This window comes from Streptomyces sp. WMMB 714 (assembly GCF_900090125.1).
Taxonomy (GTDB): domain Bacteria; phylum Actinomycetota; class Actinomycetes; order Streptomycetales; family Streptomycetaceae; genus Streptomyces; species Streptomyces daqingensis.
Genome location: NZ_FMHJ01000013.1, coordinates 127403 through 152971, shown reverse-complemented (window position 1 = coordinate 152971; position 25569 = coordinate 127403). Strand labels below are relative to the sequence as shown.

General features: G+C 72.3%; 23 protein-coding genes and 1 tRNA gene. 14 read left to right on the top strand and 10 right to left on the bottom strand.

Annotated features, from left to right (window positions below; all coding sequences use genetic code 11):
- Positions 1–124: 124 nt before the first annotated feature.
- A complete protein-coding gene (locus H181DRAFT_RS22500) occupies positions 125–1138 on the bottom strand; it encodes an extracellular catalytic domain type 1 short-chain-length polyhydroxyalkanoate depolymerase (RefSeq protein WP_045861979.1) in 1014 nt (337 codons plus the stop codon).
- A 167-nt stretch (positions 1139–1305) separates the two neighbouring features.
- Between H181DRAFT_RS22500 and H181DRAFT_RS22495 the strand changes: the two genes are divergently transcribed.
- Positions 1306–2106, top strand: a complete 801-nt coding sequence (locus tag H181DRAFT_RS22495; RefSeq protein ID WP_045861978.1) for a 3-hydroxybutyrate dehydrogenase — start codon at positions 1306–1308, stop codon at positions 2104–2106.
- A gap of 144 nt (positions 2107–2250) precedes the next feature.
- Positions 2251–4161, top strand: a complete 1911-nt coding sequence (locus H181DRAFT_RS22490) for a helix-turn-helix domain-containing protein (protein WP_045862050.1) — start codon at positions 2251–2253, stop codon at positions 4159–4161.
- Here the strand turns inward: H181DRAFT_RS22490 and H181DRAFT_RS22485 are convergent.
- Positions 4123–5571 (bottom strand): MFS transporter, encoded by a 1449-nt coding sequence (locus H181DRAFT_RS22485; RefSeq protein ID WP_045861977.1) that lies wholly within the window; start codon positions 5569–5571, stop codon positions 4123–4125. The two genes, H181DRAFT_RS22490 and H181DRAFT_RS22485, sit on opposite strands and share 39 nt — an antisense overlap.
- A gap of 101 nt (positions 5572–5672) precedes the next feature.
- Here H181DRAFT_RS22485 and H181DRAFT_RS22480 point away from each other — a divergent pair, with 101 nt between their 5' ends.
- Both H181DRAFT_RS22480 and H181DRAFT_RS22475 read left to right on the top strand, forming a co-directional pair.
- Positions 5673–6431: a phosphoglyceromutase gene (locus H181DRAFT_RS22480; protein WP_045861976.1), complete on the top strand. Its 759-nt coding sequence runs from the start codon at positions 5673–5675 to the stop codon at positions 6429–6431.
- Positions 6432–6653: 222 nt separating this feature from the next.
- Positions 6654–7853 carry a PP2C family protein-serine/threonine phosphatase gene (locus H181DRAFT_RS22475; protein WP_254666943.1) on the top strand — a complete coding sequence of 400 codons (1200 nt, stop codon included), beginning with the start codon at positions 6654–6656 and terminating at the stop codon, positions 7851–7853.
- A 72-nt stretch (positions 7854–7925) separates the two neighbouring features.
- Here the strand turns inward: H181DRAFT_RS22475 and H181DRAFT_RS22470 are convergent, their stop codons facing one another.
- The 3 genes from H181DRAFT_RS22470 to phoU form a co-directional block, all read right to left on the bottom strand.
- Complete coding sequence (locus tag H181DRAFT_RS22470) at positions 7926–8657, bottom strand: class I SAM-dependent methyltransferase (protein WP_045861975.1); 732 nt, start codon at positions 8655–8657, stop codon at positions 7926–7928.
- Between the two features lie 88 nt (positions 8658–8745).
- On the bottom strand, positions 8746–9234 hold the full coding sequence (locus tag H181DRAFT_RS22465; protein ID WP_045861974.1) for a GNAT family N-acetyltransferase: 489 nt from the start codon (positions 9232–9234) through the stop codon (positions 8746–8748).
- 597 nt (positions 9235–9831) lie between these two features.
- Complete coding sequence (phoU, locus tag H181DRAFT_RS22455; RefSeq protein ID WP_045861973.1) at positions 9832–10533, bottom strand: phosphate signaling complex protein PhoU; 702 nt, start codon at positions 10531–10533, stop codon at positions 9832–9834.
- Positions 10534–10738: 205 nt separating this feature from the next.
- Here phoU and H181DRAFT_RS22450 point away from each other — a divergent pair, with 205 nt between their 5' ends.
- Both H181DRAFT_RS22450 and H181DRAFT_RS22445 read left to right on the top strand, forming a co-directional pair.
- Positions 10739–12253 (top strand): sensor histidine kinase, encoded by a 1515-nt coding sequence (locus tag H181DRAFT_RS22450; RefSeq protein WP_045861972.1) that lies wholly within the window; start codon positions 10739–10741, stop codon positions 12251–12253.
- The gene (locus tag H181DRAFT_RS22445) at positions 12250–12930 is read left to right on the top strand and encodes a two-component system response regulator PhoP (protein WP_045861971.1); all 681 of its coding nucleotides are present in this window, start codon (positions 12250–12252) and stop codon (positions 12928–12930) included. The genes H181DRAFT_RS22450 and H181DRAFT_RS22445 overlap by 4 nt, the downstream gene beginning before the upstream one ends.
- A gap of 165 nt (positions 12931–13095) precedes the next feature.
- Here H181DRAFT_RS22445 and H181DRAFT_RS22440 read toward each other — a convergent pair whose 3' ends face one another.
- On the bottom strand, positions 13096–13728 hold the full coding sequence (locus H181DRAFT_RS22440; RefSeq protein ID WP_045861970.1) for a copper chaperone PCu(A)C domain-containing protein: 633 nt from the start codon (positions 13726–13728) through the stop codon (positions 13096–13098).
- A gap of 583 nt (positions 13729–14311) precedes the next feature.
- Between H181DRAFT_RS22440 and H181DRAFT_RS22430 the strand changes: the two genes are divergently transcribed.
- From H181DRAFT_RS22430 to H181DRAFT_RS22400, 7 genes are all read left to right on the top strand, one after another.
- Entirely contained in the window at positions 14312–14794 is a 483-nt protein-coding gene (locus tag H181DRAFT_RS22430; RefSeq protein WP_045861969.1) for a CarD family transcriptional regulator, read from the top strand.
- 431 nt (positions 14795–15225) lie between these two features.
- Positions 15226–16074: a 2-C-methyl-D-erythritol 4-phosphate cytidylyltransferase gene (gene ispD / locus H181DRAFT_RS22425; RefSeq protein WP_078895366.1), complete on the top strand. Its 849-nt coding sequence runs from the start codon at positions 15226–15228 to the stop codon at positions 16072–16074.
- Positions 16064–16591, top strand: a complete 528-nt coding sequence (gene ispF, locus H181DRAFT_RS22420; protein WP_045861968.1) for a 2-C-methyl-D-erythritol 2,4-cyclodiphosphate synthase — start codon at positions 16064–16066, stop codon at positions 16589–16591. Before ispD ends, ispF begins: the two co-directional genes overlap by 11 nt.
- 167 nt (positions 16592–16758) lie before the next feature.
- On the top strand, positions 16759–17163 hold the full coding sequence (locus tag H181DRAFT_RS22415) for a PPOX class F420-dependent oxidoreductase (protein WP_045861967.1): 405 nt from the start codon (positions 16759–16761) through the stop codon (positions 17161–17163).
- Positions 17164–17320: 157 nt separating this feature from the next.
- Positions 17321–18730: a cysteine--tRNA ligase gene (gene cysS / locus H181DRAFT_RS22410; RefSeq protein ID WP_045861966.1), complete on the top strand. Its 1410-nt coding sequence runs from the start codon at positions 17321–17323 to the stop codon at positions 18728–18730.
- A gap of 191 nt (positions 18731–18921) precedes the next feature.
- Positions 18922–19872, top strand: a complete 951-nt coding sequence (gene rlmB / locus H181DRAFT_RS22405; RefSeq protein ID WP_045861965.1) for a 23S rRNA (guanosine(2251)-2'-O)-methyltransferase RlmB — start codon at positions 18922–18924, stop codon at positions 19870–19872.
- Between the two features lie 148 nt (positions 19873–20020).
- Complete coding sequence (locus H181DRAFT_RS22400; protein WP_078895365.1) at positions 20021–21910, top strand: DoxX family protein; 1890 nt, start codon at positions 20021–20023, stop codon at positions 21908–21910.
- Positions 21911–22057: 147 nt separating this feature from the next.
- Here H181DRAFT_RS22400 and H181DRAFT_RS22395 read toward each other — a convergent pair whose 3' ends face one another.
- From H181DRAFT_RS22395 to H181DRAFT_RS22385, 3 genes are all read right to left on the bottom strand, one after another.
- Positions 22058–22813, bottom strand: a complete 756-nt coding sequence (locus H181DRAFT_RS22395) for a nucleotidyltransferase family protein (protein ID WP_045861963.1) — start codon at positions 22811–22813, stop codon at positions 22058–22060.
- A 123-nt stretch (positions 22814–22936) separates the two neighbouring features.
- The gene (locus H181DRAFT_RS22390; protein WP_045861962.1) at positions 22937–23353 is read right to left on the bottom strand and encodes a hypothetical protein; all 417 of its coding nucleotides are present in this window, start codon (positions 23351–23353) and stop codon (positions 22937–22939) included.
- A 317-nt stretch (positions 23354–23670) separates the two neighbouring features.
- Entirely contained in the window at positions 23671–24795 is a 1125-nt protein-coding gene (locus tag H181DRAFT_RS22385) for an ABC transporter ATP-binding protein (RefSeq protein WP_045861961.1), read from the bottom strand.
- 180 nt (positions 24796–24975) lie between these two features.
- Here H181DRAFT_RS22385 and H181DRAFT_RS22380 point away from each other — a divergent pair.
- Positions 24976–25049: transfer RNA gene (locus H181DRAFT_RS22380), tRNA-Thr, on the top strand.
- A 204-nt stretch (positions 25050–25253) separates the two neighbouring features.
- Here H181DRAFT_RS22380 and H181DRAFT_RS22375 read toward each other — a convergent pair.
- Entirely contained in the window at positions 25254–25559 is a 306-nt protein-coding gene (locus tag H181DRAFT_RS22375; protein WP_045861960.1) for a site-specific integrase, read from the bottom strand.
- Positions 25560–25569: the final 10 nt, after the last annotated feature.

The window sequence follows — 25569 nt, the reverse complement described above, 5'->3', positions numbered from 1 at the left end:
GGAGGTGTGAGCGGCCGTGCGCGCGAGAGCGCACATGGGGCACCTCCGGGGGACCGCGGGGTGGACGTCAGGCCCTTCGCGGCCGTTGGACGCCCCGTTCACACGGGGGACGTCACAGGGCCGGTCATCCGCCCAGCCCCCACTCCGCCGTGATGAGGCCGCTGGAGCAGATGGTGTCCAGGAAGTGCTGGCCCGCCTTGCCGCAGCCGTCGCCCGGCTTCACGGGAGTCCCGTGGCCCATGCCCTGCACGGTGTAGCTGCGTACGACGACGTTCCCGCCGCCGTCCTCGTAGTCGGAGCGCGTGGTGCCGCCCTCCAACTCCTCGGTGGCGTCGGCCTCCTGGTCGGTGCCGTGCACGTCCGTCCACTGCTTCACGGACTCGTCCGCGTTGGCCGGTACGACGGTGCTGTCGCTCGTGCCGTGCCAGACGGAGACCGTGGGCCGCGCACCCGTGTGGTCCGGGGACGCCTTCCTGACGAGGTCGCCCCAGTCGGCGGCGGACTTCGTGACGCCCGGGCTCATGCAGGTGAACGCCTCGGCCACACTCGCCGCGCAGCCGTGCGGCAGGCCCGCGACGACGGCGCCCGCCTTGAAGACGTCCGGGTAGGAGGCCAGCATCGAGGACGTCATGGCACCCCCGGCGGAGAGCCCCGTGACGAAGACCCGAGAGGCGTCGGCGTCGAGGTCGGCGACGGTCTTGTCCACCATCTGCTTGATCGACTGCCCTTCGCCCTGGCCCCGCGCGACGTCGCCCGACTGGAACCAGTTGAAGCACTTGTTGATGTTGTTGCCCTGCTCCTGCTGCGCCGCGACGACGGAGAAGCCGCCCGCGTCGGCGAAGCTCTTCCAGCCCGCGCCCTCGAAGTACGTGGCGGCGTCCTGGGTGCAGCCGTGCAGCACGACGACGACGGGGCTGCCCGCGGGCAGCCCGTCCGGCGTGTAGCGGTACATGCCGAGGCCCCCGGGGTTGGAACCGAAGTCCTCCACCTTCTCCAGACCGGCGGCCCGTGCACCCGCGTCCGCGTCCGGCCCCGCCGACGGCGGTTCGGCGGACGCTGTCGCGCCGCCCAGTAACGCCAGCGCGACGGTGGTGACGACGGTGGAGAGCAGAGCGGCTCCGCGGCGTGTGGCTCTCATAGGCGCTCCTTCGTGGGGGAAGCGTGGGGGGTGAGTCCCGTGGGGGATGCAACGACCGTAGGGGCCCGGCAGCGCGCGGCCGAACGTGTCGTACGTCCAGCTGTCCGGCTCCGCGAGTGTGGCGGGAGCACATTGGGCCGCCCTGTGAGCGCGCCTAGCTTTGCGGCATGACCGAGCAGTTCACCCCCGGCCCGCACTCCGTCGCCCTCGACCTCACCGGTCGCACAGCCCTGGTGACCGGTGCCGCGAGCGGCATCGGCCGCGCGTGCGCGCTGCGGCTGGCAGCCGCCGGAGCGAAGGTACGGGCGGTCGACCGGGACGCGGCGGGGCTCGACGCCTTGCAGGAGACCCGGCCCGGGGCCGCCACGCAGCCCTACCCCCTCGACCTCACGGACCCGGAGGGACTGGACGCGGTGGAACGCGCCGCCGCGGGCGCCGACATCCTCGTCAACGGCGCCGGCATCCAACTGGTCCGCCCCATCGAGGAGTTCCCGCCCGACGGCTTCCGCCGCATCGTCACCCTGATGCTGGAGGCGCCCTTCCGCCTCATCCGCGGCGCGCTGCCGCACATGTACGAGCAGGGCTGGGGCCGCGTCGTGAACATCTCCTCCGTGCACGGGCTGCGCGCCTCCCCGTACAAGTCGGCCTACGTCTCGGCGAAGCACGGGCTGGAGGGCCTGTCGAAGGTCACCGCTCTCGAGGGCGCCGAGCACGGCGTCACGTCGAACTGCGTCAGCCCCGCCTACGTCCGCACGCCCCTGGTCGAGCAGCAGATCGCGGACCAGGCGGCGGCCCACGGCATCTCGGCCGACCGCGTCGTCACGGAGATCCTGCTCGCCGACTCCGCCCTCAAGCGGCTCCTCGAACCCGAGGAGGTCGCCGAGTCCGTGGCCTACCTCTGCACGCCCGAGGCGTCCTTCATCACCGGTGCCTCGCTGCCGCTCGACGGCGCCTGGACCGCCCACTGAGACCGCCCGCACCGCCCGCACCGTCCCCGTCCCCGGTGCCGGGCCGGCCCGCTCCCGGCCCGGCCCGGCCCGCCAGCGGTCACGGTGGCCACGACCGGCCCTCGCCCCTGGCGTCGCGCACGCCGCACGGGTAAGCCTGTGACCATGCCCCGAGCCCTCCCCGACGCCGCCTACCTGGAACTCCTCTCCCGCCGCGCCCCCGCGGAGGCCTACGACGAACCGCTCGCCCGGGCCCGGGCGAGCGGGGCGCCGCCCGAAGAGCTCGCCGACCTCGAGAGCGGCAAGCTCCTGGCCCTGCGCATCCGCGCGGAGCTGGAGGGCCGCAGGCGGCGGGAGGCGGAGCTGACCGCGCTCATCGAGACCGTCCACGACCTCGCCGGCCTGCGCGACCTCGACGACGTGCTGCGCGCCATCGTGCAGCGCGCCCGTTCGCTGCTCGGCACCGAAGTCGCCTACATGACGCTCACGGACCACGAGCGCGGAGACACCTACATGCGCGTCACGGAGGGCTCCGTCTCCGCGCGCTTCCAGCAGCTGCGCCTCGGCATGGGCGAGGGGCTGGGCGGCCTCGTCGCGCAGACGGCCCGCCCGTACGTCACCGACGACTACCCGGCGGACGAGCGCTTCCGGCACACCAGCCCCATCGACAGCGCGGTCGGTGAGGAAGGACTGGTCGCCATCCTCGGTGTGCCGCTCCTCCTCGGCGGGCGGGAGGTGATCGGCGTCCTCTACGCCGCCGACCGCCGCGCCCGTGTCTTCGAGCGCGAACAGATCGCCCTGCTGGGCTCGTTCGCGGCCTACGCGGCCGTCGCCATCGACAACGCCCGCCTCCTCGGGGAGACGCGGGACGCGCTCGCCGAGCTGGAGACGGCCAACGAGACGATGGAGCGGGCCAGCGACGTCCACGACCGGCTCACCGAACTCGTCCTGCGCGGCGGCGACGTGACGGACGTGGCCGGCGCGGTCGCCGAAGTCCTCGAAGGGCGCGTCGAGTTCGCGGAACCCGTCGCGGCGTCGGCTCAGCCCGCGGTGGAACGCTCGCGCAACGGCGGATACGCCGTGCGGGACGGCGACGACTGGGTCACCGCCGTCTCCGCGGGCGGCGAACTCCTCGGCGCGCTGGTCCTCCAGGGCCACCCCGATCTGAACCCCGTCGACCAGCGCACCTTCGAACGCGCCGCCATGGTGACGTCCCTGCTGCTCCTCGCACGCCGCTCGGCAGGCGAGGCCGAACAGCGCGTACGCGGCGAACTGCTCGACGAACTCCTCGACGCCGCCCGGCACGACCCCAGGCTGCTGCGCGACCGCGCGGCTCGCCTCCACGCCGACCTCGACGCCCCGCACGTACTGCTCAGCGCCCGGCTCGACGGGCAGGCCGGAGCGGACGCGGAGGAGAGCCTCGGACGGCAGCGGCTGTGGGCCGCCGCCTCCCACCTGGCGGCCACCCGGCGCGGGCTGGCCGCCGCCCGCGAGGGCGGCACGGTGCTGCTGCTCCCCCTGTCGGACGCCGACGCCGCGCGGGAGGGAGGCGCGGCACCCGCCACGCCCTCACGGCTCGCCCAGGACGTCGCCGCGCAGCTGGGCGTCGCGGCCGGCGCCCCCGTCACCGTCGGCGCCTCCGCTACGGTCCCGGCGCCCGCAGCGCAGCCCGGCGCCGTCGCGGCCGCCTACCCCGAGGCGCGGCGCTGCGTCGACGCCCTGCGGCTGCTCGGCAGGGCCGGACACGGCGCGGCGGCCGAGGACTTCGGCTTCATCGGCATGCTGCTCACCGACAGCCGCGACGTGGGGAGCTTCGTACGCCGCACACTGGGCCCGGTACTGGACTACGACGCGCGGCGGGGCACCGACCTGGTCGCCACGATGGAGGCGTACTTCGCGTGCGGCATGAGCCCCGCCCGCGCGAAGGACATGCTGCACGTGCACGTCAACACCGTCGCCCAGCGCCTGGAGAGGGTGGCCAGGCTGCTGGGCGACGACTGGCAGTCTCCGGAGCGCGCGCTGGAGACCCAGCTCGCGCTACGGCTGCACCGCCTTTCGGGTGCGGTCGGCGGCTGACGGGACGGTTTCCCCGGCGGGAGCGGCGACGGCGTCGTCCTCGCCGATCCGCGTCAGGTCCCGCGACTTGGTCTCCTTCGCACAGAGGATCGCGACGACCGTCAGCAGCGCCGCACCGATGACGTACAGGGAGATCGGCGTCGAGGTGCCGTAGTCCGCGAGCAGCGCCGTGGCGATCATCGGCGCCGGCGCACCCGCCGCGACCGACGAGAACTGCGCGCCGATGGACGCGCCGGAGTAGCGCAGCCGCGTGGCGAACAGCTCCGAGAAGAAGGCCGCCTGCGGCGCGTACATCGCGCCGTGCAGCACGAGGCCGACCATCACGGCGAGCACGATGGCCCCGAAGCTCCTGGTGTCCAGCAGCTGGAAGAAGGGGAAGACCCACAGGCCCGTTCCGACCGCTCCCAGCAGGTACACGGGGCGGCGTCCCAGACGGTCGGAGAGCGCACCCCAGGCGGGGATGACGGCGAAGTGCACCGCGGAGGCGATGAGCACCGCGTTGAGCGCCGTCTGCTGGGACAGCTTCAGCTCGTTGGTGGCGTAGACGAGGATGAACGCCGTGATGACGTAGAAGCTGATGTTCTCCGCCATGCGGGCGCCCATGGCGATCAGCACGTCCTTCCAGTGGAAGCGCAACACCGCCACCAGCGGCATCTTCTCCACCTGGTGCTCCCCGGTGACCTTCCTGGCCTCGGCCTTGCGGGCCTCGGCGCGGGCGCGGGCCTCCTTGAAGACCGGCGACTCGTCCACCGCCAGCCTGATCCACAGGCCGATGCCCACCAGCACACCCGACAGCAGGAACGGCACCCGCCAGCCCCAGCTCATGAACGCCGCGTCCGACAGCACCGCGGTGAGTATCGCGAGGACCGCCGTCGCCAGCAGCTGCCCGGCGGGCGCGCCCGTCTGCGGCCACGAGGCCCAGAAGCCGCGCCGCTTGGCGTCCCCGTGCTCGGAGACCAGCAGCACCGCGCCGCCCCACTCGCCGCCCAGCGCGAACCCCTGGACCAGGCGCAGCGTCGTCAGCAGCACCGCCGCCGACGAGCCGATCGCGCTGTGCGTCGGCAGCAGCCCGATCGCGAAGGTCGCCCCGCCCATCATCATCAGGCTCAACACGAGCAGCTTCTTGCGGCCGATCTTGTCGCCGTAGTGCCCGAAGACGAGCGCTCCGATCGGACGCGCCGCGAAGCCGACGGCGTAGGTGAGGAAGGCGAGCAGCGTGCCGACGAGCGGGTCGGACTCGGGGAAGAAGAGCTTGTTGAAGACCAGGGCGGCTGCCGAGCCGTACAGGAAGAAGTCGTACCACTCGATCGTCGTGCCGACGAGGCTGGCCGCGACGATGCGCTTCAGGGACGAGGACGGCGTGCCGGAGGCCGCCGAACTCTTGGCGACTGCTGAGTTCTCGGGGGTCATGGCGCGACCGTAGGGACGAATCGGCTGTCGCCCCATGTGCTCGGCAGCCACAGCGGGGTGGCCGGATATCGCCTCCGGGCACACCCAGTAGGGTTCACCGCATGGCCGACGCACCGTACAAGCTGATCCTCCTCCGCCACGGAGAGAGCGATTGGAACGCGAAGAACCTGTTCACCGGCTGGGTGGACGTGAACCTCACCGAGAAGGGCGAGAAGGAGGCGGTACGCGGCGGCGAGCTGATGAAGGACGCCGGCCTCCTCCCCGACGTGCTGCACACCTCCGTGCAGAAGCGGGCCATCCGCACCGCCCAGCTCGCGCTGGAGTCCGCCGACCGGCTGTGGATCCCGGTCCGCCGCTCCTGGCGGCTCAACGAGCGGCACTACGGTGCGCTCCAGGGCAAGGACAAGGCGCAGGTGCGCGAGGAGTTCGGCGAGGAGCAGTTCATGCTCTGGCGCCGCTCGTACGACACTCCGCCGCCGGAGCTGCCCGACGGCTCCGAGTACTCCCAGAGCGACGACCCGCGCTACGCCGGCGTCCCCAGCGAGCTGCGGCCGCGCACCGAGTGCCTGAAGGACGTCGTCACTCGCATGCTGCCCTACTGGTTCGACGGCATCATCCCGGACCTGCTGGCGGGCCGTACCGTCCTCGTCGCCGCGCACGGCAACTCCCTGCGCGCCCTCGTCAAGCACCTCGACGGGATCTCGGACGAGGACATCGCGGGGCTCAACATCCCCACGGGCATCCCGCTCAGCTACGAACTGGACGCCGACTTCCACCCCGTGAAGCGCGGCGGCACCTACCTCGACCCGGACGCGGCGAAGGCGGCGATCGAGGCGGTCAAGAACCAGGGCAAGAAGTAGCGGAGCCCGCGACCACGCCCCTGAACTGCGCACTCGGCGCGGTTCGGGGGCGTTCTCGCGCCCTGGGCCTCTCCGGGACCTCTCTGGGTCCTCTCCGGGACCTCAGTCCCTCGTCCGGCTCGGCGGAGGCGTCCGGGCCCGCGCCCTCCCTCCGCCCGGCAGCCGGCTCAGCCCGGAGCCGTTCGACTGGCCGCCCCGGGACGCACCGCGCACATTGAGAGCGTGGAGAGGCATTTCAGCGCCCGGCAGCCCCAGCCCGGCAGGGAACGGCAGGCGGACACGTGGGGCGGCCGGGTCAAGCGAGAGGGCCGCTTCACCGGGGCGCCGTCCGTGCGCCGCGTCGTGTCCCCGCTGCCCGTGGTGATGATCCTCGTCGCCATCGGGCTGGACCTCGCCACGGCCCCCACGCTGACCGGCTCCGCCCTTTTCTGCGCGGCCCCGCTCGTGGCCGCGCCCTTCTTCACGACCATCGGCACCGCGCTGATCGGGATGCTCTCGGTCGGGGGCGTCGCGCTCATGCGCGTGCTCGACGAGATGTCCACCGGGCTGATGGACCTCTCCGAGACCGCTTCCACCGGCGTCGTGGCCCTGCTCGCGATCGTCATCAACCGCCTCCTGCGCCGCAGCGGGGCCGCCGTCTCCAGCGCCCGCACCATCGCCGAGGCCGCCCAGTTCGCGGTGCTGCCGGTGCCCCCCACCCGGATCGGCCGCCACCGCATCGCCGCGCGCTACCGGGCGGCGCAGGTCGACGCACGCATCGGCGGCGACCTGTACGCGGTGCAGGAGACCCCGTACGGCGTCCGGCTCGTCGTGGGCGACGTACGCGGCGCCGGCATGGACGCGGTCGCGACGATGGCGGTCGTGATCGGAGCGTTCCGGGAGGCCGCGGAGCAGGAGGCGACCCTCACGGCGGTCGCCGCCCGCCTGGAGCGCGCCCTGCACCGCGAGGCCGGGCGGCAGCGCGGCGACGCCTACGACGAGGGCTTCACCACGGCGCTGCTCGCGGAGATCCCCGCCGGCCGTACCGGGGCGCTGCGCATCGTCAACCGCGGCCATCCGTCCCCGCTGCTGCTCGCCGGCGGCGACGTCCGCTTCATCGACCCGAGCAGGCCCGCCCTCCCCCTCGGCATGTACGAGCTGGGCGCGGCGGCGTCCGACCGGGTCGACGAGGCCGCGTTCCCCCCGGACAGCACGCTGCTCCTCTACACGGACGGGTTGTCCGAGGCGAGGAACGCCGGCGGTGAGTTCTTCGAACCGGACAAGGCGCTCGCGGGGCGCGCCTTCGACGATCCGGAGACCCTCCTGGACGCCGTGCTCGCGGACGTCCAGGCGCACACCGGCGGCGCCTCCTCGGACGACATGGCCCTCATGGCGATCGCGGCGGAGCCAGAAGACACGGGACAGGGCGACCGCGGCGGGTGAGCCCGCCGGCCTGAGCCGCCGTCAGGACCTCAGGGCCGGACCCGGTAGCCGTGCCAGTGCCCGTGCCGGCGGTCAGACGCCGGGCCGGCGCGCGAGGAAGACGAACTCCCGCCCCGGCCGGTCCGGAGCGTCGCGGACCTCCTCCACGGCGAACCCCTCGTGCGCCAGCTCCGCTTCGACCTCCTCACGCTCGGGGAAGCGCAGCACCGACGTCGAGGTCAGCACGTCCCCGTCCGCCGCGAAGGTATACGTCCAGCGGATCGTCACCAGCGGTCCGCGGACGTCGAGCAGATCGACCCACGTCTCGACGCGGCCGGTACCCGGAACCTCCGTGACGCGGTACGAGGCCTCGCGATTCCACCTCTCCCAGGCGCGCCTCGCCGGGTTCCGGATCTCGAACACGAGGCTCCCGCCCGGGCGCAGCGCGCCGTACACGCCCCGCAGGGTCTCCTGCCAGGCATGCGGGTCCGCGATGGCGGGGGCGACGTTCGCCGTCATCGTCACGGCGTCGACCTGCAGAGGCGGAAGTGCCGCCGCGTCCCCGCAGATCCAGCGCACCCGCTCACCGCCCGTCTTGGTCATGGCCACATCGAGGGACGCCTGGGCGGGGTCGGCCGCGGTGACCTCGATCCCGCTGCCGGCGAGCAGCAGCGCGAACGCCCCCGTCCCGCAGCCGAGGTCGAGGACCCGGCGTGCGCCCAGCTCCCGGACGATGCCGAGGTACGGAACCAGGTCGCCACGGTCCGGGTAGAGCCAGTCGTAGAGCGCGGCCAAACGTGGGTGCCCGTACTCCTCGTCCGCCATGAGGCCGACGTTAGTCAGGGACGGCACTCGCCGGCAGCTGGATTTCCGCGGCGTGGCCCTGCTCGTGGGCCCTCCTCGGCGAGGGCGCTCAGACCCGGCGGTACATGATGTGCAGCCCCACGTAGCCGTGCACCGGGTGGCGGAAGCCGTCCGGGACGGTCCCCAGCACCTCGAAGCCCAGGTCCTCGTACAGCCGTACGGCTGAGGTGTTCGTCTCCACGACCGCGTTGAACTGCATGGCCAGGAAACCCTCGGCCTTCGCCCAGTCCAGGCTGTGCTCGCACAGGGCGCGCCCGATGCCGCGCCCGGCGTGCGCGGGGTCGACCATGTAGCTCGCACTCGCGATGTGCGCGCCGTTGCCGCCCTGGTTGCTGTACATCTTCGCGGAGCCGACCACCGTGCCGGAGTCGTCCACGGCGACCACGGTGCGGCTGGGCGGAGACAGCATCCAGAGCTCCCGCCCGGTCTCGCTGTCCAGGTCCGGGGCGTAGGAGAAGGTGTCGCCTGCCGCGACGATCTCGTGGAAGAACGGCCAGACGGCGTTCCAGTCGTCAGGGGTCGCTTCTCTGATCAGCACGGGCAGAGCGTCGCAGCAAGCACGTCCTCGCGCCAAACCCGTACCGGCGCGGGCGCCACGGACGGACGTCGGACCGTCACGTAGCAGGAGGCCGGGGCCACAGGCCGGGGACCCTGCCCCGTCGAACTGGGCAGGGGCCCCCGGCAGCCGCAGCCACCGCGGCGGCGCCCCCTGAGGCGGCCTCGGGACAGGGACGCGGCCGCGCCCGCCCCTGGGCGCCCGCCGCTCTCCTGCGCTCCGCGACCGCCCCGGCCGCGGCGGCGATGATCAGCCGCAGCTTCCCCCGCACCGGCAGGGGCCGCCGGACTGGCATCCGCAGCCGCACCCCGAACCGCACCCGCACGCCCCCAGTACGTGCTGGGACGGACGGCTGAGGCCCTGTGCGGCGGCGGGCGGCGCATCGGTTCGATCGGCCATGGTTCCCTCCTCTTCCTCCCCCGGTCGCCGTCCAGCCTCAAGCGGGACACATGGGCGCATCAAGGGCGCGCCGTTGCACGGAGTGCGTCACGCGGCAGGGCCCGGCGCAGGGGCGGCGGCCACCGCGGCCGCCACCGCCGACGGGGAGCGGGCAGGCGCGGGCAGGCGCGGTCAGTGCGCTCAGGCGCCCTCGACCGGAGCGGTCCCGTCCGCGGCGGCCGCCGTCGCGGGGTCGATCTCGTCGGCGTAGTCGCCCGTGACGAGGTAGACGACGCGGCGGGCGACGGACACGGCGTGGTCCGCGAACCGCTCGTAGTACCGGCCGAGCAGCGTGACGTCCACGGCCGTCTCGATGCCGTGCTTCCAGCGGTCGTCCATGAGGTGCTGGAAGAGAGTGCGGTGCAGGTCGTCCATCGCGTCGTCGTCCTGCTCCAGCTGCAGCGCCAGATCCACGTCCTTGGTGATGATCACCTCGGCCGCCTTCGCCATCAGCCGCTGCGCCAGCTGCCCCATCTCCAGCAGCGTCGCCTGCAGGTCGCGCGGTACGGGCGAGTCCGGGAAGCGCAGCCGGGCCACCTTGGCGACGTGCTGCGCCAGGTCGCCCGAGCGCTCCAGGTCGGCGCTCATCCGCAGCGAGGTGACGACTATCCGCAGGTCCGTGGCGACGGGCTGCTGGCGGGCGAGCAGCTGGATGGCCTTGGTCTCCAGATCGCGCTGGAGGTCGTCGACCTTCTCGTCCGCCGCGATGACGCTCTCGGCCAGCTTCAGGTCCGCGTCCAGCATCGACGTGGTGGCACGGCCGATGGCGGAGCCGACGAGCCGGGCCATCTCGACCAGGCTGTCGCTGATCGAGTCCAGCTCCTCGTGGTAGGCGTCCCGCATGACTGTCCTTCCCTTGCATGGGTCTCCCGACGGAGGGCCCGCGGGCCCGCGGCCCTCCACGCTCCCACGCTGCGTCCGGAATGCGTCCGCCGCCGACCCCCGAAGTGAACCGGCCACGGCCTCGAGGTGAACTCTGGGGGACGAGTGTTCGAGCCGCCCGGGGTTCCACTGGGGCACCGCTCCCCGGCATGCATAGCCTGGTGGCATGAACGTGAATGCGGCGGTCGCCGCAGCGGCTGCGATCGCCGGGGTGTGCACCGGCGTGATCGCGATGCTGGCGTTCCGCTGGAGCGAACGCGAGCAGGCCCGTCCCACCCGTTCCTCACTGCACACCGAGGCCGTGCTCCCGCCCGGCGTCGACACCGTCCTCTCCGTGCTCCGCTCCTCAGCGGTCGTACTCGACGAGGCGGACTCCGTCGTCAAGGCCAGCTCCGCCGCGTACGCGCTGGGGCTGGTGCGGGGCGGCAAGCTCGCCGTCGAACCGATGCTGCAGATGGCACGGGACACCCGCAGGGACGGCGAGATACGGCAGGTCGAACTCGACCTCCCCAGACGCGGCACGGGCAGGGGAGAGGCGCTCGCCGTCTCCGCGCGGGTCGCCCCGCTCGGCTCCCGGCTGGTGCTCCTGCTCGTCGAGGACATGACGGAGGCCCGCCGCATCGAGGCCGTCCGCCGCGACTTCGTCGCGAACGTGAGCCATGAACTGAAGACCCCCGTCGGCGCCCTCTCCCTCCTCTCCGAAGCCGTACTGGACGCGGCGGACGACCCGGAAGCCGTGGAGCGCTTCGCCGGCCGCATGCAGTACGAGTCGACGCGGCTGACGAGCCTCGTCCAGGAACTGATCGACCTCTCGCGCGTACAGAACGACGACCCGCTCGAGGACTCCGAGCCGGTGGGCGTGCACGAGCTGGTCGCCGAGGCCGTCGACCGGTGCCGGCAGTCGGCCGACAGCAAGCAGATCACCCTCGCCTCCCCGGCGTCCGCCCCCGGGACGGGGAACGACCTGTACGTCTGGGGCAACCGCAGTCAGCTCGCGGCCGCCCTCGGCAACCTCGTGGAGAACGCCGTGAACTACTCGCCGGCGCGCACCCGGGTCGGCATCGCGGGCCGCCGGGTGGCAGCCCAGGGCGGGGACCTGATCGAGATATCCGTCAGCGACCAGGGAATCGGCATATCGGAGCGGGACAAGGAGCGGGTCTTCGAGCGGTTCTACCGCGTCGACCCGGCCCGCTCACGCGCCACCGGCGGCACCGGCCTGGGCCTGGCCATCGTCAAGCACGTGGCCGCCTCGCACGGCGGGGAGGTCACCGTCTGGAGCGTCGAAGGGCAGGGCTCCACGTTCACCCTGCGGCTGCCGGAGGCGGGCGGCGCGCGGGACCGCGCAGAGGAGGAGAAGAGGGACCGCGGCCGCCTCTCGGGAGCGCTGCGCAAGCCCGCCGAGTACGAGGACGCCGAGGAGTTCGACGCCCCGGACGACGACGCGGACGACGACGCGGACGACGCGGACGGATCGGACGACTCGTCCGGCCCGTCCGGCGGCGCCGCCCCGCACCGCGGCGGCCCCCACGGTTCCCACGACCCCCACCACCCCCAGGCCCGGAACGGCACCGCCAGGACCGCCGCTCCCGCCGCCTCCACGCCCATGTCCGCACCCCCCGCAAGCTCTTCGGCGCGCGAGCCCTCCCGCGCCCCCGAACCCGCCCCGGAGGTCCTCCCGTGACCCGAGTGCTCGTCGTCGAGGACGAGGAATCGTTCAGCGACGCACTGTCCTACATGCTCCGCAAGGAAGGCTTCGAGGTCGCGGTCGCGTCCACGGGGCCCGACGGACTGGACGAGTTCGAGCGCAACGGCGCCGATCTGGTCCTGCTCGACCTGATGCTGCCCGGCCTGCCGGGCACGGAGGTCTGCCGTCAGCTGCGCGGCCGCTCCAACGTCCCGGTCATCATGGTGACCGCCAAGGACAGCGAGATCGACAAGGTCGTCGGGCTGGAGATCGGAGCCGACGACTACGTCACGAAGCCCTTCTCGTCCCGCGAACTCGTCGCGCGCGTGCGGGCCGTGCTGCGCCGCAGGGGCGAGCCGGAGGAGGCCGCCCCCGCCGCCCTGGAGGCGGGTCCGGTGCGGATGGACGTCGACCGGCACGTCGTCACCGTCTCCGGCGGCAAGGTCGATCTGCCGCTGAAGGAGTTCGACCTGCTGGAGATGCTGCTCCGCAACGCCGGCCGGGTCCTGACGCGCATGCAGCTGATCGACAGGGTCTGGGGCGCCGACTACGTGGGCGACACCAAGACGCTGGACGTCCACGTCAAGCGCCTGCGGGCCAAGATCGAGCCCGACCCGGGCGCACCCCGCTACCTGGTCACGGTCCGGGGCCTCGGCTACAAGTTCGAGCCGTAGAGGACGAACCGCGGGCGGACCCGGCGCTGTCCGGGGCCCGCACGCCCGTCCCGCCCCGCCGCACGCCCGGCGCACGGAGGCACGCAGGCACGAGAAGGCCCCGCCCGTACGGTGCTGTCCGTACGGGCGGGGCCTCTCACGCGTGCGCTGGGAGGGCTCCCGGGGTCAGTGCGAGGCGCCGTGCCCGGCGGCCTCGTGCCCGTCCTCGCCGGAGGGTGACTCCGGCTCCTCCTCGGACCCCGAGGGCGAGGCGGACGGGGAGCCGGAGGCGTCCCCCGGCGACGGCGCCGCGCTCGGCCCGAACTTCTCGTAGTCGCCGTGCGGCGGCACCACGGTGGCCCGCAGGGTCACCTTGCCCGTGCGGCTCAGCACGAAGGAGACGGCCTGCGCGTTGCCGTTCTTCACCGTGGAGGCGGCGCTCCGGGGGAGCTCGGCGGAGGCGTCGTCCTTGCCGCCGAGGGCGAGCGACCCGCCGGCCGGCACTGTCAGCTTCTTCTCGCCCTTCGCGGGGCTGAGCTCCACCCGGGCGCCGGCGCCCTTGACCGTGATCGACGTCAGGGTCTCGTCCTTGGTGCCGCCGTTGAAGATGCGGCCGGTCACCACGGACGGACCGGAGCCGTCCTCGGAGGTGATGACGTTGACGTTCTGGATCTTGACGTCGCCGACGGAGGTCGCCGCGTTGTCCGGCTTGACCTCCAGGGTCTGAGCGTCATTCCCGGCGCCGCAGGCGGACAGTGCGGCTACGGCGAACGCGAGGGCTGTGGCGGCGAGGGTGCCGCGTCGAATGCTGCTGCTCACGGCGGCGGCAACTCCTGGGCGGGTCGTGGCGGCCGGACTGCGAGCCGGTCGCGGACGGGCAGGTCCCCCGCCCGGAGGCGGGTGCGCCGTGTCGACGTGGGGTCCGGGACGCCGACATTGGGCGCGATCAGGTTACCGAGCCTCTCCCGGGGCCCTGCACCCGACCCTCCTGGGCGGGCCGCCGCGCGTACGGCCGACTCCTCTGCGGGGAGCTCGCCGTGTATCTCTCCGAGGCCGTTTCCGGGGAAAGAATGCGAACGGCTTGTGAATTGATCAGCGGAACTGCTGATCAATTATTGAGAAAGTCCTCGGAACGTCACGGAGGGCCGAACGAGCGACGACTTACAGCCGGACAAAACGGACGGTGGACGCTTTCCGGCGCACCTTCTTCGCCGGTGTCGGTGATGTTTCGCTCCGCTCACAGAGGTGCCCCGACCTGCGAATACCTGTCCGAACGCGCCGCCCGCAGCACGTAACCGGTGCGCTTGTCAAGCCCCGAGATGCGGCCTGACCTGCGAAAACGCCATTCAGAAGAGCCCGATTCCGTGTTACTCTGGATAGTCACGGAAGGGGTACCTGACACATGACGTTCAAGGTTGGCGACACCGTGGTCTATCCCCATCACGGGGCCGCGCTGATCGAGGCTATCGAAACTCGCCAGATCAAAGGCGTGGACAAGACCTACTTGGTTCTGAAGGTTGCGCAGGGCGACCTGACGGTGCGTGTCCCCGCGGACAATGCGGAGTTCGTGGGCGTACGCGATGTTGTCGGTTCGGACGGGCTGGACAAGGTCTTCGAGGTGCTCCGCGCGCCGTATGCCGAAGAGCCCACCAACTGGTCCCGACGCTACAAGGCGAATCTCGAGAAGCTCGCGTCCGGTGACGTGATCAAGGTGGCGGAGGTCGTCCGCGACCTGTGGCGCCGTGAGCGTGAGCGCGGGCTCTCCGCAGGTGAGAAGAGGATGCTCGCCAAGGCACGCCAGATTCTGGTGAGCGAGCTCGCCCTCGCGGAGAACACCAACGAAGACAAGGCCGAAGCGCTGCTCGACGAGGTTCTCGCCTCCTGACCGGATGATCTGCCGGCCCGGGGCGCGCAAAGGGTGCGGCAGGCGGACGGACATCAGGCCGGAAGGTGTGAGCAGCCCGAGGCAGTAGAGAGCAAGCCGGCAACGTTAAACGAGAGCAAGGCTGTGCCGCAGTGCCCGAGTGACGTAGTTCAGTCGCCGGGCGCTGCGGCATGTCTGCGGCCAGAGCGTGCAGGCATGCCTACGTCATCCGGCGAATCCCGGCTTCGTTCAGTAACCTTCTCCCCGCCCGCCGCGTACGACGCGGCCTTTCACAGTTGCTCTGATGCGTGCCGGGCCCGGGCAACTGCCTCGACCGGAGTTCACGGAAGGGCCGGTCAAGGCTCGCGCCCGGCACGCCCCCAAACCTACGGCCGGGGGTATCCCTGGCCATACCCACCCCGGCTGAGGACACAAACCTGAACGTGCAACCGATGTCAATCCAATCCGCGGGCGAGTCGCCGACGGATGCGGCGGCGTCCGCCGCACCGGGCCCCGCCCCCCGCACCGCGCCGGACCCGGCGTCGCCGCAAGGCGGGCACCGCACCGCCGCGATCATCCCGGCCGCGGGCCGCGGGGTGCGCTTGGGCCCCGGAGCGCCCAAGGCGCTGCGCACGCTGAGCGGCACTCCGATGCTGGTGCACGCCGTACGGGCGATGGACCGTGCGCGGGCCGTCTCGCTGATCGTCGTGGTGGCGCCGCCGGACGGCGCGGACGAGGTGCGGCACCTGCTCGACGAGCACACGTCGCTGGCCCCGGGCGGGGAGCTCCCCGCCACCGACGTGCTTGTCGTCCCGGGCGGTGAGACCCGGCAGGACTCCGTCCGCCTCGGCCTCGCCGCCCTGCCCGGCGACGTCGACGCGGTGCTGGTGCACGACGCCGCGCGTCCGCTCGTGCCGGTCGACACGGTCGACGCGGTCGCGGCGGCCGTACGTGAGGGAGCGCCTGCCGTGGTGCCCGCGCTGCCGGTTCCGGACACCGTCAAGGAGGTCGAGCCGCGCCCGGGCGGCGGCCCGGAACCCGTGACGGGCACTCCGGAGCGGTCCCGGCTGCGGGCGGTGCAGACCCCGCAGGGCTTCGCGTTGAAGGTGCTCGCCGCGGCGCACGAGCAGGTGGCCCGGGAAGGCGACGGCGCCACGGACGACGCCGGCATGGTGGAGCGCCTGGGGATCGAAGTGGTGGTCGTTCCGGGACACGAGGAGGCGTTCAAGGTGACGCGTCCGCTCGACCTCGTGCTGGCCGAGGCCGTGATCGCGAGGAGGCGCGCCACCGATGGCTTCTGAGGGCTCCCGGCAGCGGGCCGGCCACGCGGCGGGGACGCCGGTGCTTCCGCTGGTCGGTATCGGCACGGACGTGCACGCCTTCAAGGAGGGGCGCGAGCTGTGGTGCGCGGGCCTGCTCTGGGAGGGCGAGCACTTCGGCCTGGACGGGCACTCCGACGGGGATGTCGCCGCGCACGCCGCCTGCGACGCGCTGTTCTCCGCCGCGGGAATCGGCGACCTCGGCGCCCACTTCGGCACGGGCCGCCCCGAGTGGTCGGGCGCCTCCGGCGTCACCCTGCTCACGGAGGCGGCGCGGCTCGTACGGGCAGAGGGGTTCACCGTCGGCAACGTCGCGATCCAGGTGATCGGTGTCCGGCCCAAGATCGGCAAGCGCCGGGCGGAGGCGCAGCGGGCGCTGTCGGACGCGGTCGGCGCACCGGTGGCGGTCTCCGGCACCACGACGGACGGGCTCGGCCTGACGGGGCGGGGCGAGGGGCTGGCCGCGATGGCGACGGCGCTGGTCTTGCCGCTTCCGTGATCCGACGTCCGCGGCGGCCGGGACGCTGCCGTGCGGCGGCTCCCTCGTACGGGTGAGTCGCCGCGCGGCGCCGGAATGCCGCGGGGCGCCGGGGAGTTGACGTGTCGAGACTTCCGGCGGGCGGCGGCCGCCCGCGGCAGAGCGTTCACGAGCGAAGGGCGACCCTCATGTCAGCGCAGTTCTCCGACGAGCTCAAGCGGGTCCTCGACGGCCCGGTCTTCGTCAGCATCGCCACCGTCCAGCCCGACGGTTCACCGCAGGTGTCACCGGTATGGGTGAAGCGTGACGGGGACGAGCTGCTGATCTCCACCACCGTCGACCGCCGCAAGACGCGGAACCTCGAGCGGGATCCCCGCGTGACCGTCCTGGTGCATCCCGCGGACGCGCCGTACTCGTACGCGGAGATCCGCGGCACCGCGACGCTGACCACCGACGGCGGGCCCGAGCTGATCGACGAGCTGGCGCAGAAGTACGTGGGCAAGAACTACGCCGAGTTCAACCCGAATTCGGAGCAGGACGCCGAACGCGTGGTCGTCCGCGTCACTCCGCGCAGGATCGCCGGCCGCCTCTGAGTCCGCGGGGCCGCCTGCGGGGGAGCCGCCGGCCGCGGCCCGTCCGCCGGTCCCGCCGTCCGCCGTCCGCCGTCCGCCGTGCTGACGTATGTCACCGACTGCCGTGTGTTGGTGGTCGGCGCGGCGAGCGGTCTCGCGGGCCTACTACCCTGGCCGCGTGAGTATTCGTCTGTACGACACCGGCGCCCGGCAGATCCGAGAGTTCGTCCCGCTCGAGCCAGGGCGCGTCTCGATCTATCTCTGCGGCGCCACCGTGCAGGCGGCACCGCACATCGGGCACATCAGGTCCGGTCTGAACTTCGACATCATGCGCCGCTGGTTCGCCCACCGGGGCTACGAGGTGACGTTCGTCCGGAACGTGACGGACATCGACGACAAGATCATCGTGAAGGCGGCCGAGCAGAACCGTCCCTGGTGGTCGATCGGTTACGAGAACGAGCGGGCCTTCACCGACGCGTACGATGCCCTCGGCTGCCTCCCGCCCACCTACGAGCCGCGCGCCACGGGCCACATCACCGAGATGACCGAGATGATGAGCAAGCTCATCGACGACGGTCACGCCTACGCCGCCGACGGCAACGTCTACTTCGACGTCCACTCCTACGAGGGCTATCTCCAGCTCTCCAACCAGGAGTTGGACAACCTCCTCCAGCCGGAGGGCGAGGGCGAGACGGGCAAGCGCGACCCGCGCGACTTCGCGATGTGGAAGGCGGCCAGGCCCGGCGAGCCGAGCTGGCCCACGCCCTGGGGGCCGGGCCGTCCCGGCTGGCACCTCGAGTGCTCGGCGATGGCGCACAAGTACCTCGGCTCGGCCTTCGACCTGCACGGCGGCGGCGTCGACCTCGTCTTCCCGCACCACGAGAACGAGATCGCCCAGTCCAGGGCGTTCGGCGACGAGTTCGCCCGCTACTGGGCGCACAACGCCTGGGTCACCATGAGCGGCGAGAAGATGAGCAAGTCGCTCGGCAACTCGGTGCTCGTCAGCGAGATGGTCAAGCACTGGCGTCCGATCGTGCTCCGCTACTACCTCGGCACCCCGCACTACCGCTCCACGATCGAGTACAGCGAGGAGTCGCTGCGCGAGGCCGAAGCGGCGTTCGGCCGCATCGAGGGGTTCCTGCACCGCGCGGGAGAGACCGTCGGGGACGTGCGTCCCTCGGCGGAGGTCCCGGCGGCCTTCGCCGAGGCCATGGACGACGACTTCGCGGTGCCGCAGGCGCTCGCCGTCGTCCACACCACGGTCCGGCACGGCAACGCCGCGCTGGGCGAGGGCGACAAGGACGCCACGGCGAAAGCCTTCGCGGAGGTGCGGGCGATGCTCGGAATCCTCGGTCTCGACCCGCTGGACGCCCGGTGGCAGTCCTCGCAGGCCGACGCCGGCCGCGGCGGGGAACTGCGCGACGTCGTCGACTCGCTGGTCCGCCTCGTGCTCGACCAGCGGCAGGCGGCCCGGGCCCGTAAGGACTACGCGACGGCGGACGCCATCCGGGACGAGCTGAAGCAGGCGGGGCTCGTCATCGAGGACACGCCTTCCGGGCCGCGCTGGGAACTGGACAGCGGCAGCTGAATCCGCCCGCGGCCGGAGCGCGTCGGGCGTGTGTGCGAGCCGACAGTGATCCACTTCTTCGGGACGCCCCTCCCTCCGCGATAATGCCCGGGACGGATCCCCGCCGTCAGCGGGCGCGGGACCGGACACATTCCAGCAGCGACCGCCGGGGAGCCCGCGGCGGCTGACCGAGCAGAGAAGCAGGTGCCCCGATGGCCGGGAACAGCCAGCGCCCCAGCCGGCGCACGTCCAACAAGAAGGGTGCCCAGGTCGGCAGCGGCGGCAATCGCCGCCGCTCCCTCGAAGGCAAGGGGCCGACGCCGCCCGCCGAGATGCGCAAGGGCCACGCCAAGCAGCGCGCGGCGCAGGCCAAGGCGCGGCGGGCGCAAGGGCGTCCGCAGCGCAGGACCGGCGGCAAGAGCAGTTCGGAACTGGTCGTCGGCCGCAACTCCGTCGTCGAGGCGCTGCGCGAGAACGTGCCGGCGACGACGCTGTACGTGCAGCAGTTCATCGACAACGACGACCGGGTGCGCGAGGCCGTGCGTCTCGCCGGGGAGACCCGCACCGTCAATCTGCTCGAGGCGCCGAGGCCGGAGCTCGACAGGATGACGAAGGGCCTGCACCACCAGGGCCTCGTGCTGCAGATCCCCGAGTACGAGTACGCACATCCGGACGACCTCACGGCCTCCGCGCTGGACGAGGGTGAGGACCCGCTCATCGTGGCGCTGGACGGCATCACCGACCCGAGGAACCTCGGCGCGATCGTCCGCTCCGTCTGCGCCTTCGGCGGCCACGGCGTCGTCGTACCGGAGCGGCGGGCGGCCGGCATGACGGCCGGTGCGTGGAAGACCTCCGCGGGCACGGCCGCGCACACGCCGGTCGCGAGGGCGTCGAACCTGACGCGCGCGCTGGAGGCGTACCAGAAGGCCGGCCTGATGGTCGTCGGCCTCGACGGGGACGGCGACGTCGAACTGCAGGACTGCGAGGCACTCGACGGCCCGGTCGTCGTGGTCGTGGGCAGCGAGGGCAAGGGCCTCTCGCGGCTCGTCGGCGAGACCTGCGACGTCCGCGTGCGCATCCCGATGCCGGGCGCCGCCGAGTCGCTGAACGCGGGGGTCGCGGCGGGCGTCGTGCTCTACGAGACGGCACGCCGCAGGGGATAGGGCCTCGACGCCACGGTGGCGTGACGGGCCCGAAACGCCGGGAGGCGCCGGGCAGTCGGGGCGGTTGCGGGCAGTTCAGCTGATTTGACGGGCCTCGGACAGATTGGGGCGGCCCGGGCAGTGTCTTAAGCGTCCGTCACTCGGTTAGATGAGTGTGGACACCAGAACACCCCGCACGCCCGGCCCCTCGGGTGGGCGCCCTGGGGACACCCAGCGGAAGAACCCGAGCGGTTTCTACGACGACAACCCCGTGCTGAGCACGGTCAAGGTCCCCTCCGATCCGGCAGAGGTCGTCGTCACCCACGCCAGCTTCCGGGTGCAGCTCACTCCGCCCTCCGGCACGGCGGCCCCGCGGTCGTCCGTACCGGAAGCGGACCCCGCACCGGCCGAGGCCGCCGACCTGCCGCCCCGCCGCCGGGGCCCCGTCGACTGGGGGCGTACGGAAGGCTCGGACGCGCTCCTCGACACCGGCTCCGGCGCGAGCGGGCTGCGGCAGGGGGCGCACGGCATCAGGGCAGGCACCGCTGAGCCCGCGGCGGCCACGACACAGGTGCTTCCGCGCATCGCGGAGGGCACCGCGCCGCCGCGCCACGACCGCTACTCCGACGGCTACGACCGCTACGACGGACCCCGGGGTTACAGCAATGCCCCGGACCGCACCCGCGGCACCGGCACCGGGGCCGACAGCACGGGCGGCTCCCCGACCGTCGTGGGGCAACGCGCTGCCCGGCCGTCCGAGTCGACGCAGCCGCAGCGGCTGCTGGAAGGGGTACGCCCCGCCCAGGGCGCGTTCGACGCCCCCGCACCGGGCTCCCACGACTCCGGCTCCTACGACTCCGGCTCCTACGACTCCTACGACGGCGGCTCCTATGACGGCGAGCCGGGCGGGAAGCGCCGCTTCGACGAGCGGGCGGGTTTCCGCGACGGTTCAGGGGCGGGCGCTGAGGACGAGCGCGACGGGCTGGGAGGCGTCACACGCGTGGGGGCGCGCCGCCAGGCGTACTACCCGGGCCGCCGGATGAACCTCGGCGTCGTGCTTCTGCCGATGCGGATCTTCCTCGGATTCATCTCGGTCTACGCCGGCATGGGGAAGCTGTGCGACCCCGTCTACTTCGACGGCGGAGAACGCGGCTCGATGGTGACCTGGCTGAACTCGCTCGAACCCTGGGCCGTCGCCTCGCCGCTGCACGACTTCGCCGTCGGACACCCCGTGGGCGCGGGACTCACCGTCGCGTTCGTCCAGATCATCGTCGGAGTGCTGACGGTGTGCGGACTGTGGCAGCGCCTCGCCGCCTCCGTGGGCGTGCTGCTCTCGGCGGCTCTCCTGATGACCGTCAGCTGGAGCAGCGGCCCCGCGTACGAGGCCCCGGACATCATCTATCTGGCCGCGTGGAGCCCCCTCGTCATCGCGGGGGCCCCGGTGTACTCGATCGACGGACGCCTCGCCGGCGACGCCTGGCGGAAACTCGGGCCGCGCGCGGACCTGTGGGAACTGCGCCGGCGCGTGCTGCGCCGCGGCACGGTGATCGCCTCGGTGGTGACGGGTGTCGCGCTGCTGACCGGCTCGCTGCTGGGCGGCGCGGTCCGGTCCGCGCAGACCGCGCGCGTGCAGGAACCGGGCGAGCCGCCCGTCAACCAGCTTCCGGGCTCGCCGCTGCCCAAGACCCCCGGCGCCCGGGACAGCGGCCTGCCCACGCAGGGGCAGGGCTCAAGGGCTCCCGGCAGCCGGCACTCCGGCGGGCCGTCGGCCTCCGCGTCGCCGGGGGACCGGCGCGGCGGCGGTCCGTCGTCGCCCAGCCAGCGCGAGACCGTACAGGCGCCCCAGCAGACGGTGCCCGGCGTCCGTCCGCCGCAGCAGTCGAACCCGGGGGTGCAGGCGACCAGCGGCGGCAGCACCGGAGGGGCGGGCGGCGGCAGCACGGGCGGCGGCTCGAACTCCGGGGGCGGCGGGGGCGGTTCGAGTTCCTCCGGCGGGGGCGGCGGCAGCTCGTCGGGCGGCAGCGGCAGCGGCGGGGGCCTCGGCGGCCTGCTCGGCTGACCGGCGCTCCGCTTCGCGGACCGGGTGGAGGGGGCGGACGGTGCGGACTGGCCGGACGGTGTGGACTGGGCGGGCGGTGCGGGCCGGGCGGACGGTGCGGGCGCGCGCCGGTGGATCAGCTCGCGGGCGCTATCCGGTGGCCAGGGTCTACTGCCGGCCGTCCGTCATCTCCGCCAACTCCCGCGCCGCCTCCGTCAGATCCTTGACGGTGTCGATCGCCCGCCAGTACGCGCCCTGCGGCAGCGGGAAGCCGGCGAGCAGCCGCCTGCGGGCCAGCCCAGGGAACGTGGTCCGTTCGTGGTCCCCGCGCTCGGGCAGCATCTCGGCGAACGACGCGGAGAAGACGTAGACGCCCGCGTTGACGAGGTAGGGGGAGGGCGGCGCCTCGACGAAGTCGAGCACGTGGCCGAAGCTGTCGGTCTCGACAGCACCCCACGGAATGCGGGGACGCGCGAGCGCGAGGGTCGCGACGGCGTCCCGCTCGGCGTGGAAGGCGGCCATCTCGCGCAGCGGGAAGCGCGTCCAGATGTCCCCGTTCGTGGCATACCAGGGCTCGCCGGGGCGGGGGAGCGAGGCAGCGGCGTACTTGAGACCGCCACCGCGGCCCAGCGGCTGCTGCTCGACGACGACCTCGACCCGCACGGGACTCGGACCGTCCGCGCCGGCCGAGGCGGGGAGATCGGCCGTCGACAGCCACTCGCGCAGCACCTCGGCCAGGTGCCCGCAGGAGACGACGACGTCGGTGACGCCTTCCGCGGCCAGCCAGGCGATCTGGTGGCCGATGATGGGCAGGCCGGTGCCGGGGATCTCCACCATCGGCTTGGGGCGGTCGTCCGTGTAAGGCCGCAGCCGGGTGCCCTGGCCTCCGGCGAGGATCACGGCTTGCGTGGGGCGCAGCGTCATGCAGCGCACCTTATGCGGCGGCGCGCCTCACACGGCCGGACCGGACCGGACCGGGCACGGCCCGGCCGGGGATCGGGCAGCTGGACGGTGGAGCAGCGGGGCGGCGGGCACCCCGCGCGGCCGTCAGCGCGTCCGGAGCGTGCCCGCGGCGAACGAGGTGTCGCAGACCGGCCGCGAGTAGCGGTGCGCACGCTGCACGCTGCCGTACTTCTGCACGGCGGCACGACCGAGCGCACGCGCGATCGACGTGCAGTGCCGGGCCAGGGACGGCTTGCGTGCCATCTCCCGCTGCAGGCTGGTCAGTGCGGCACCCGGGTCCTTCTCCTGCAACTCCGCGACGAGGAGCCGCCGCAGCGCCTCCTCCGGTGCACGGGGCGCAGCCTTCGTGGACGCCTTGTGGGACGAAGCGGTGAGCACCTGGTTCCCGGCGGACGAGTTCGTCCAGGGAACGCTTGCCACCGCGAGCGTCCCGGAGAGGACGAGGACGACCGGGAGGACCAGAGCGAGGGATCGGCCGATACGGCGAGCTACGTGGTTCACGGACCGGATCGTAGCGAAGAGTGGCGATTTGGCGACATTCGGTAACCCCGTCGAGCGACGGTGCACCCCGGCGTTCGAGACCGCGGCGGCCGGAACCGAACACGGAGACCGAACAGGGGCCGCACCTCCGGGAGTTGATCCCGGGATGCGGCCCCTGGAAGCGTGCTCACGCACCGGACGCCTCACGCACCGGACGCTGCCCCAGCTCTCACGAGCGGGCCGCCGACCGCCTGACGTGCCTGCCTCGGCTCATCGCGTCCGGCCCGGTACACCGCGTCCGGTCCGCTTTGCCGCTCCGGCCCGGCTCAGCTGCGGGTTCAGTCGCTGAGGCGCTCGCCGGTGGAGGTGGAGAAGACGTGGGTCTCGCCACCGCGAGGCACCACGTGGACGACCGAGCCCTTCTCCGGAACCTTGCGGCCGGAGACCCGTACGACCAGGTCGCACTCCTCGCCGCCGACCTTCGCCGTGCCGTAGACGTAACCGTCGGCACCCAGCTCCTCGACGACGTTGACCGTGACGGCCACGCCGGCCGGCTCGTCCTTCGCGAGGGCTTTGTCGGAGCCGTCGCCGTTGACGAGGTCGAAGTGCTCCGGACGGACACCGACCGTGACGGTCTTGTCGCCCTTGTCGACGGCCGCGGACAGCGCCTCGCGCTCGACGGGCACGACGCTGTTGCCGAACTTCACGCCGCCGTCCGCGATCGGCACCTCGACGAGGTTCATGGCCGGGGAGCCGATGAAGCCCGCGACGAAGAGGTTCTCGGGACGGTCGTACATGTTCCGCGGGGTGTCGACCTGCTGCAGCAGACCGTCCTTGAGCACGGCCACACGGTCGCCCATGGTCATGGCCTCGACCTGGTCGTGCGTGACGTAGACGGTGGTGATGCCGAGACGGCGCTGCAGGCCCGCGATCTGCGTACGGGTCTGGACACGGAGCTTCGCGTCGAGGTTCGACAGCGGCTCGTCCATGAGGAAGACCTGGGGCTCACGCACGATCGCGCGGCCCATCGCCACACGCTGGCGCTGACCGCCGGAGAGCGCCTTCGGCTTACGGCCCAGGTAGTCGGTGAGGTCGAGGATCTTCGCCGCGTCCTCGACCTTCTTGCGGATCTCGGACTTGTTGACGCCGGCGATCTTGAGCGCGAAGCCCATGTTGTCGGCGACCGACATGTGCGGGTAGAGCGCGTAGTTCTGGAACACCATGGCGATGTCCCGGTCCTTGGGGGGCAGGTGCGTGACGTCGCGGTCGCCGATGCGTATCGCGCCTTCGTTGACGTCCTCGAGCCCAGCGAGCATGCGCAGGGAGGTGGACTTGCCGCAGCCGGAGGGACCGACGAGTACCAGGAACTCGCCGTCCGCGATGTCGATGTTGAGCTTGTCGACCGCGGGCTTGTCGCCACCGGGGTAGATGCGCGTCGCCGCGTCGTACGTGACCGTAGCCATGAGTGCTCCTTCACCGGCAGGTACGTGCCGGACGATCCGTCGTAAAGGGAGTACGTTTCACCTCTGTGAACGTGCGGTGACGCTAACCTGCGGATCCTCGTCTTGTCAGCCCTCGGACAGCAACGAAACCGCATCGCGGCCCCCCGAGACCGAGTGGGTAGACTGCACGCGCAAGCGCCCGCCGCCTTAGCTCAGCTGGTTAGAGCATCTGTCTTGTAAACAGAAGGTCGTCGGTTCGAATCCGACAGGCGGCTCTGGAGAAGTGGCAGGTCAGGGCCCTGATTCCGTCTATGAGTCGGGGCCTTCTCCGTTGCCTCGGAGAGGCCGTCTCTCACGATTGAGTTGTCGATCTTCTTCTAGCCGAGCAGTCCGGCCAGCTTCTCAGGCCCCGCCTTGAGGCTCCCGGGGTCGCTGTGGATGTACGTGCGCTTCGTGAACCCGAGGTCGGCGTGACCGGCTCACGCGGAGACGACGGTGTCAGGGACTCCGTTGTTCGCCATCCACGACAGACAGGCGTGCCGGGCGTCGTACAGCCGGACCTTCCGTACGTCCGCCGGCTTCATCCGCTCGTACGTCCGGCGGCGCAGCCAGTCCGTCTTCACCGCGCGCCCCAGTTCGTCCACGACGACGAAGCCGGACGTCCAGTAACCCCCCAGGTCCACGTCGGAGCAGCGCAGGCCGCAGACCTCCGCCAGGCGCTCGCTGGTCGGCATCCACGCCGTGAGTGCTTCCACGTCGTCTTCGGTGAGCTGCTGTGGGGCCAACGGCGTACCG

Bases quoted from the DNA above. Each gene is read 5' to 3' on its own strand.
- H181DRAFT_RS22400 (WP_078895365.1), top strand. From the start codon at position 20,021: ATGAGTGTGGACACCAGAACACCCCGCACGCCCGGCCCCTCGGGTGGG.
- H181DRAFT_RS22480 (WP_045861976.1), top strand. From the start codon at position 5,673: ATGGCCGACGCACCGTACAAGCTGATCCTCCTCCGCCACGGAGAGAGC.
- H181DRAFT_RS22495 (WP_045861978.1), top strand. From the start codon at position 1,306: ATGACCGAGCAGTTCACCCCCGGCCCGCACTCCGTCGCCCTCGACCTC.
- H181DRAFT_RS22485 (WP_045861977.1), bottom strand. From the start codon at position 5,571: ATGACCCCCGAGAACTCAGCAGTCGCCAAGAGTTCGGCGGCCTCCGGC.
- rlmB (WP_045861965.1), top strand. From the start codon at position 18,922: ATGGCCGGGAACAGCCAGCGCCCCAGCCGGCGCACGTCCAACAAGAAG.
- H181DRAFT_RS22395 (WP_045861963.1), bottom strand. From the start codon at position 22,813: ATGACGCTGCGCCCCACGCAAGCCGTGATCCTCGCCGGAGGCCAGGGC.
- H181DRAFT_RS22385 (WP_045861961.1), bottom strand. From the start codon at position 24,795: ATGGCTACGGTCACGTACGACGCGGCGACGCGCATCTACCCCGGTGGC.
- H181DRAFT_RS22415 (WP_045861967.1), top strand. From the start codon at position 16,759: ATGTCAGCGCAGTTCTCCGACGAGCTCAAGCGGGTCCTCGACGGCCCG.
- ispD (WP_078895366.1), top strand. From the start codon at position 15,226: ATGTCAATCCAATCCGCGGGCGAGTCGCCGACGGATGCGGCGGCGTCC.
- H181DRAFT_RS22500 (WP_045861979.1), bottom strand. From the start codon at position 1,138: ATGAGAGCCACACGCCGCGGAGCCGCTCTGCTCTCCACCGTCGTCACC.
- H181DRAFT_RS22470 (WP_045861975.1), bottom strand. From the start codon at position 8,657: ATGGCGGACGAGGAGTACGGGCACCCACGTTTGGCCGCGCTCTACGAC.
- H181DRAFT_RS22450 (WP_045861972.1), top strand. From the start codon at position 10,739: ATGAACGTGAATGCGGCGGTCGCCGCAGCGGCTGCGATCGCCGGGGTG.
- ispF (WP_045861968.1), top strand. From the start codon at position 16,064: ATGGCTTCTGAGGGCTCCCGGCAGCGGGCCGGCCACGCGGCGGGGACG.
- phoU (WP_045861973.1), bottom strand. From the start codon at position 10,533: ATGCGGGACGCCTACCACGAGGAGCTGGACTCGATCAGCGACAGCCTG.
- H181DRAFT_RS22490 (WP_045862050.1), top strand. From the start codon at position 2,251: ATGCCCCGAGCCCTCCCCGACGCCGCCTACCTGGAACTCCTCTCCCGC.
- H181DRAFT_RS22430 (WP_045861969.1), top strand. From the start codon at position 14,312: ATGACGTTCAAGGTTGGCGACACCGTGGTCTATCCCCATCACGGGGCC.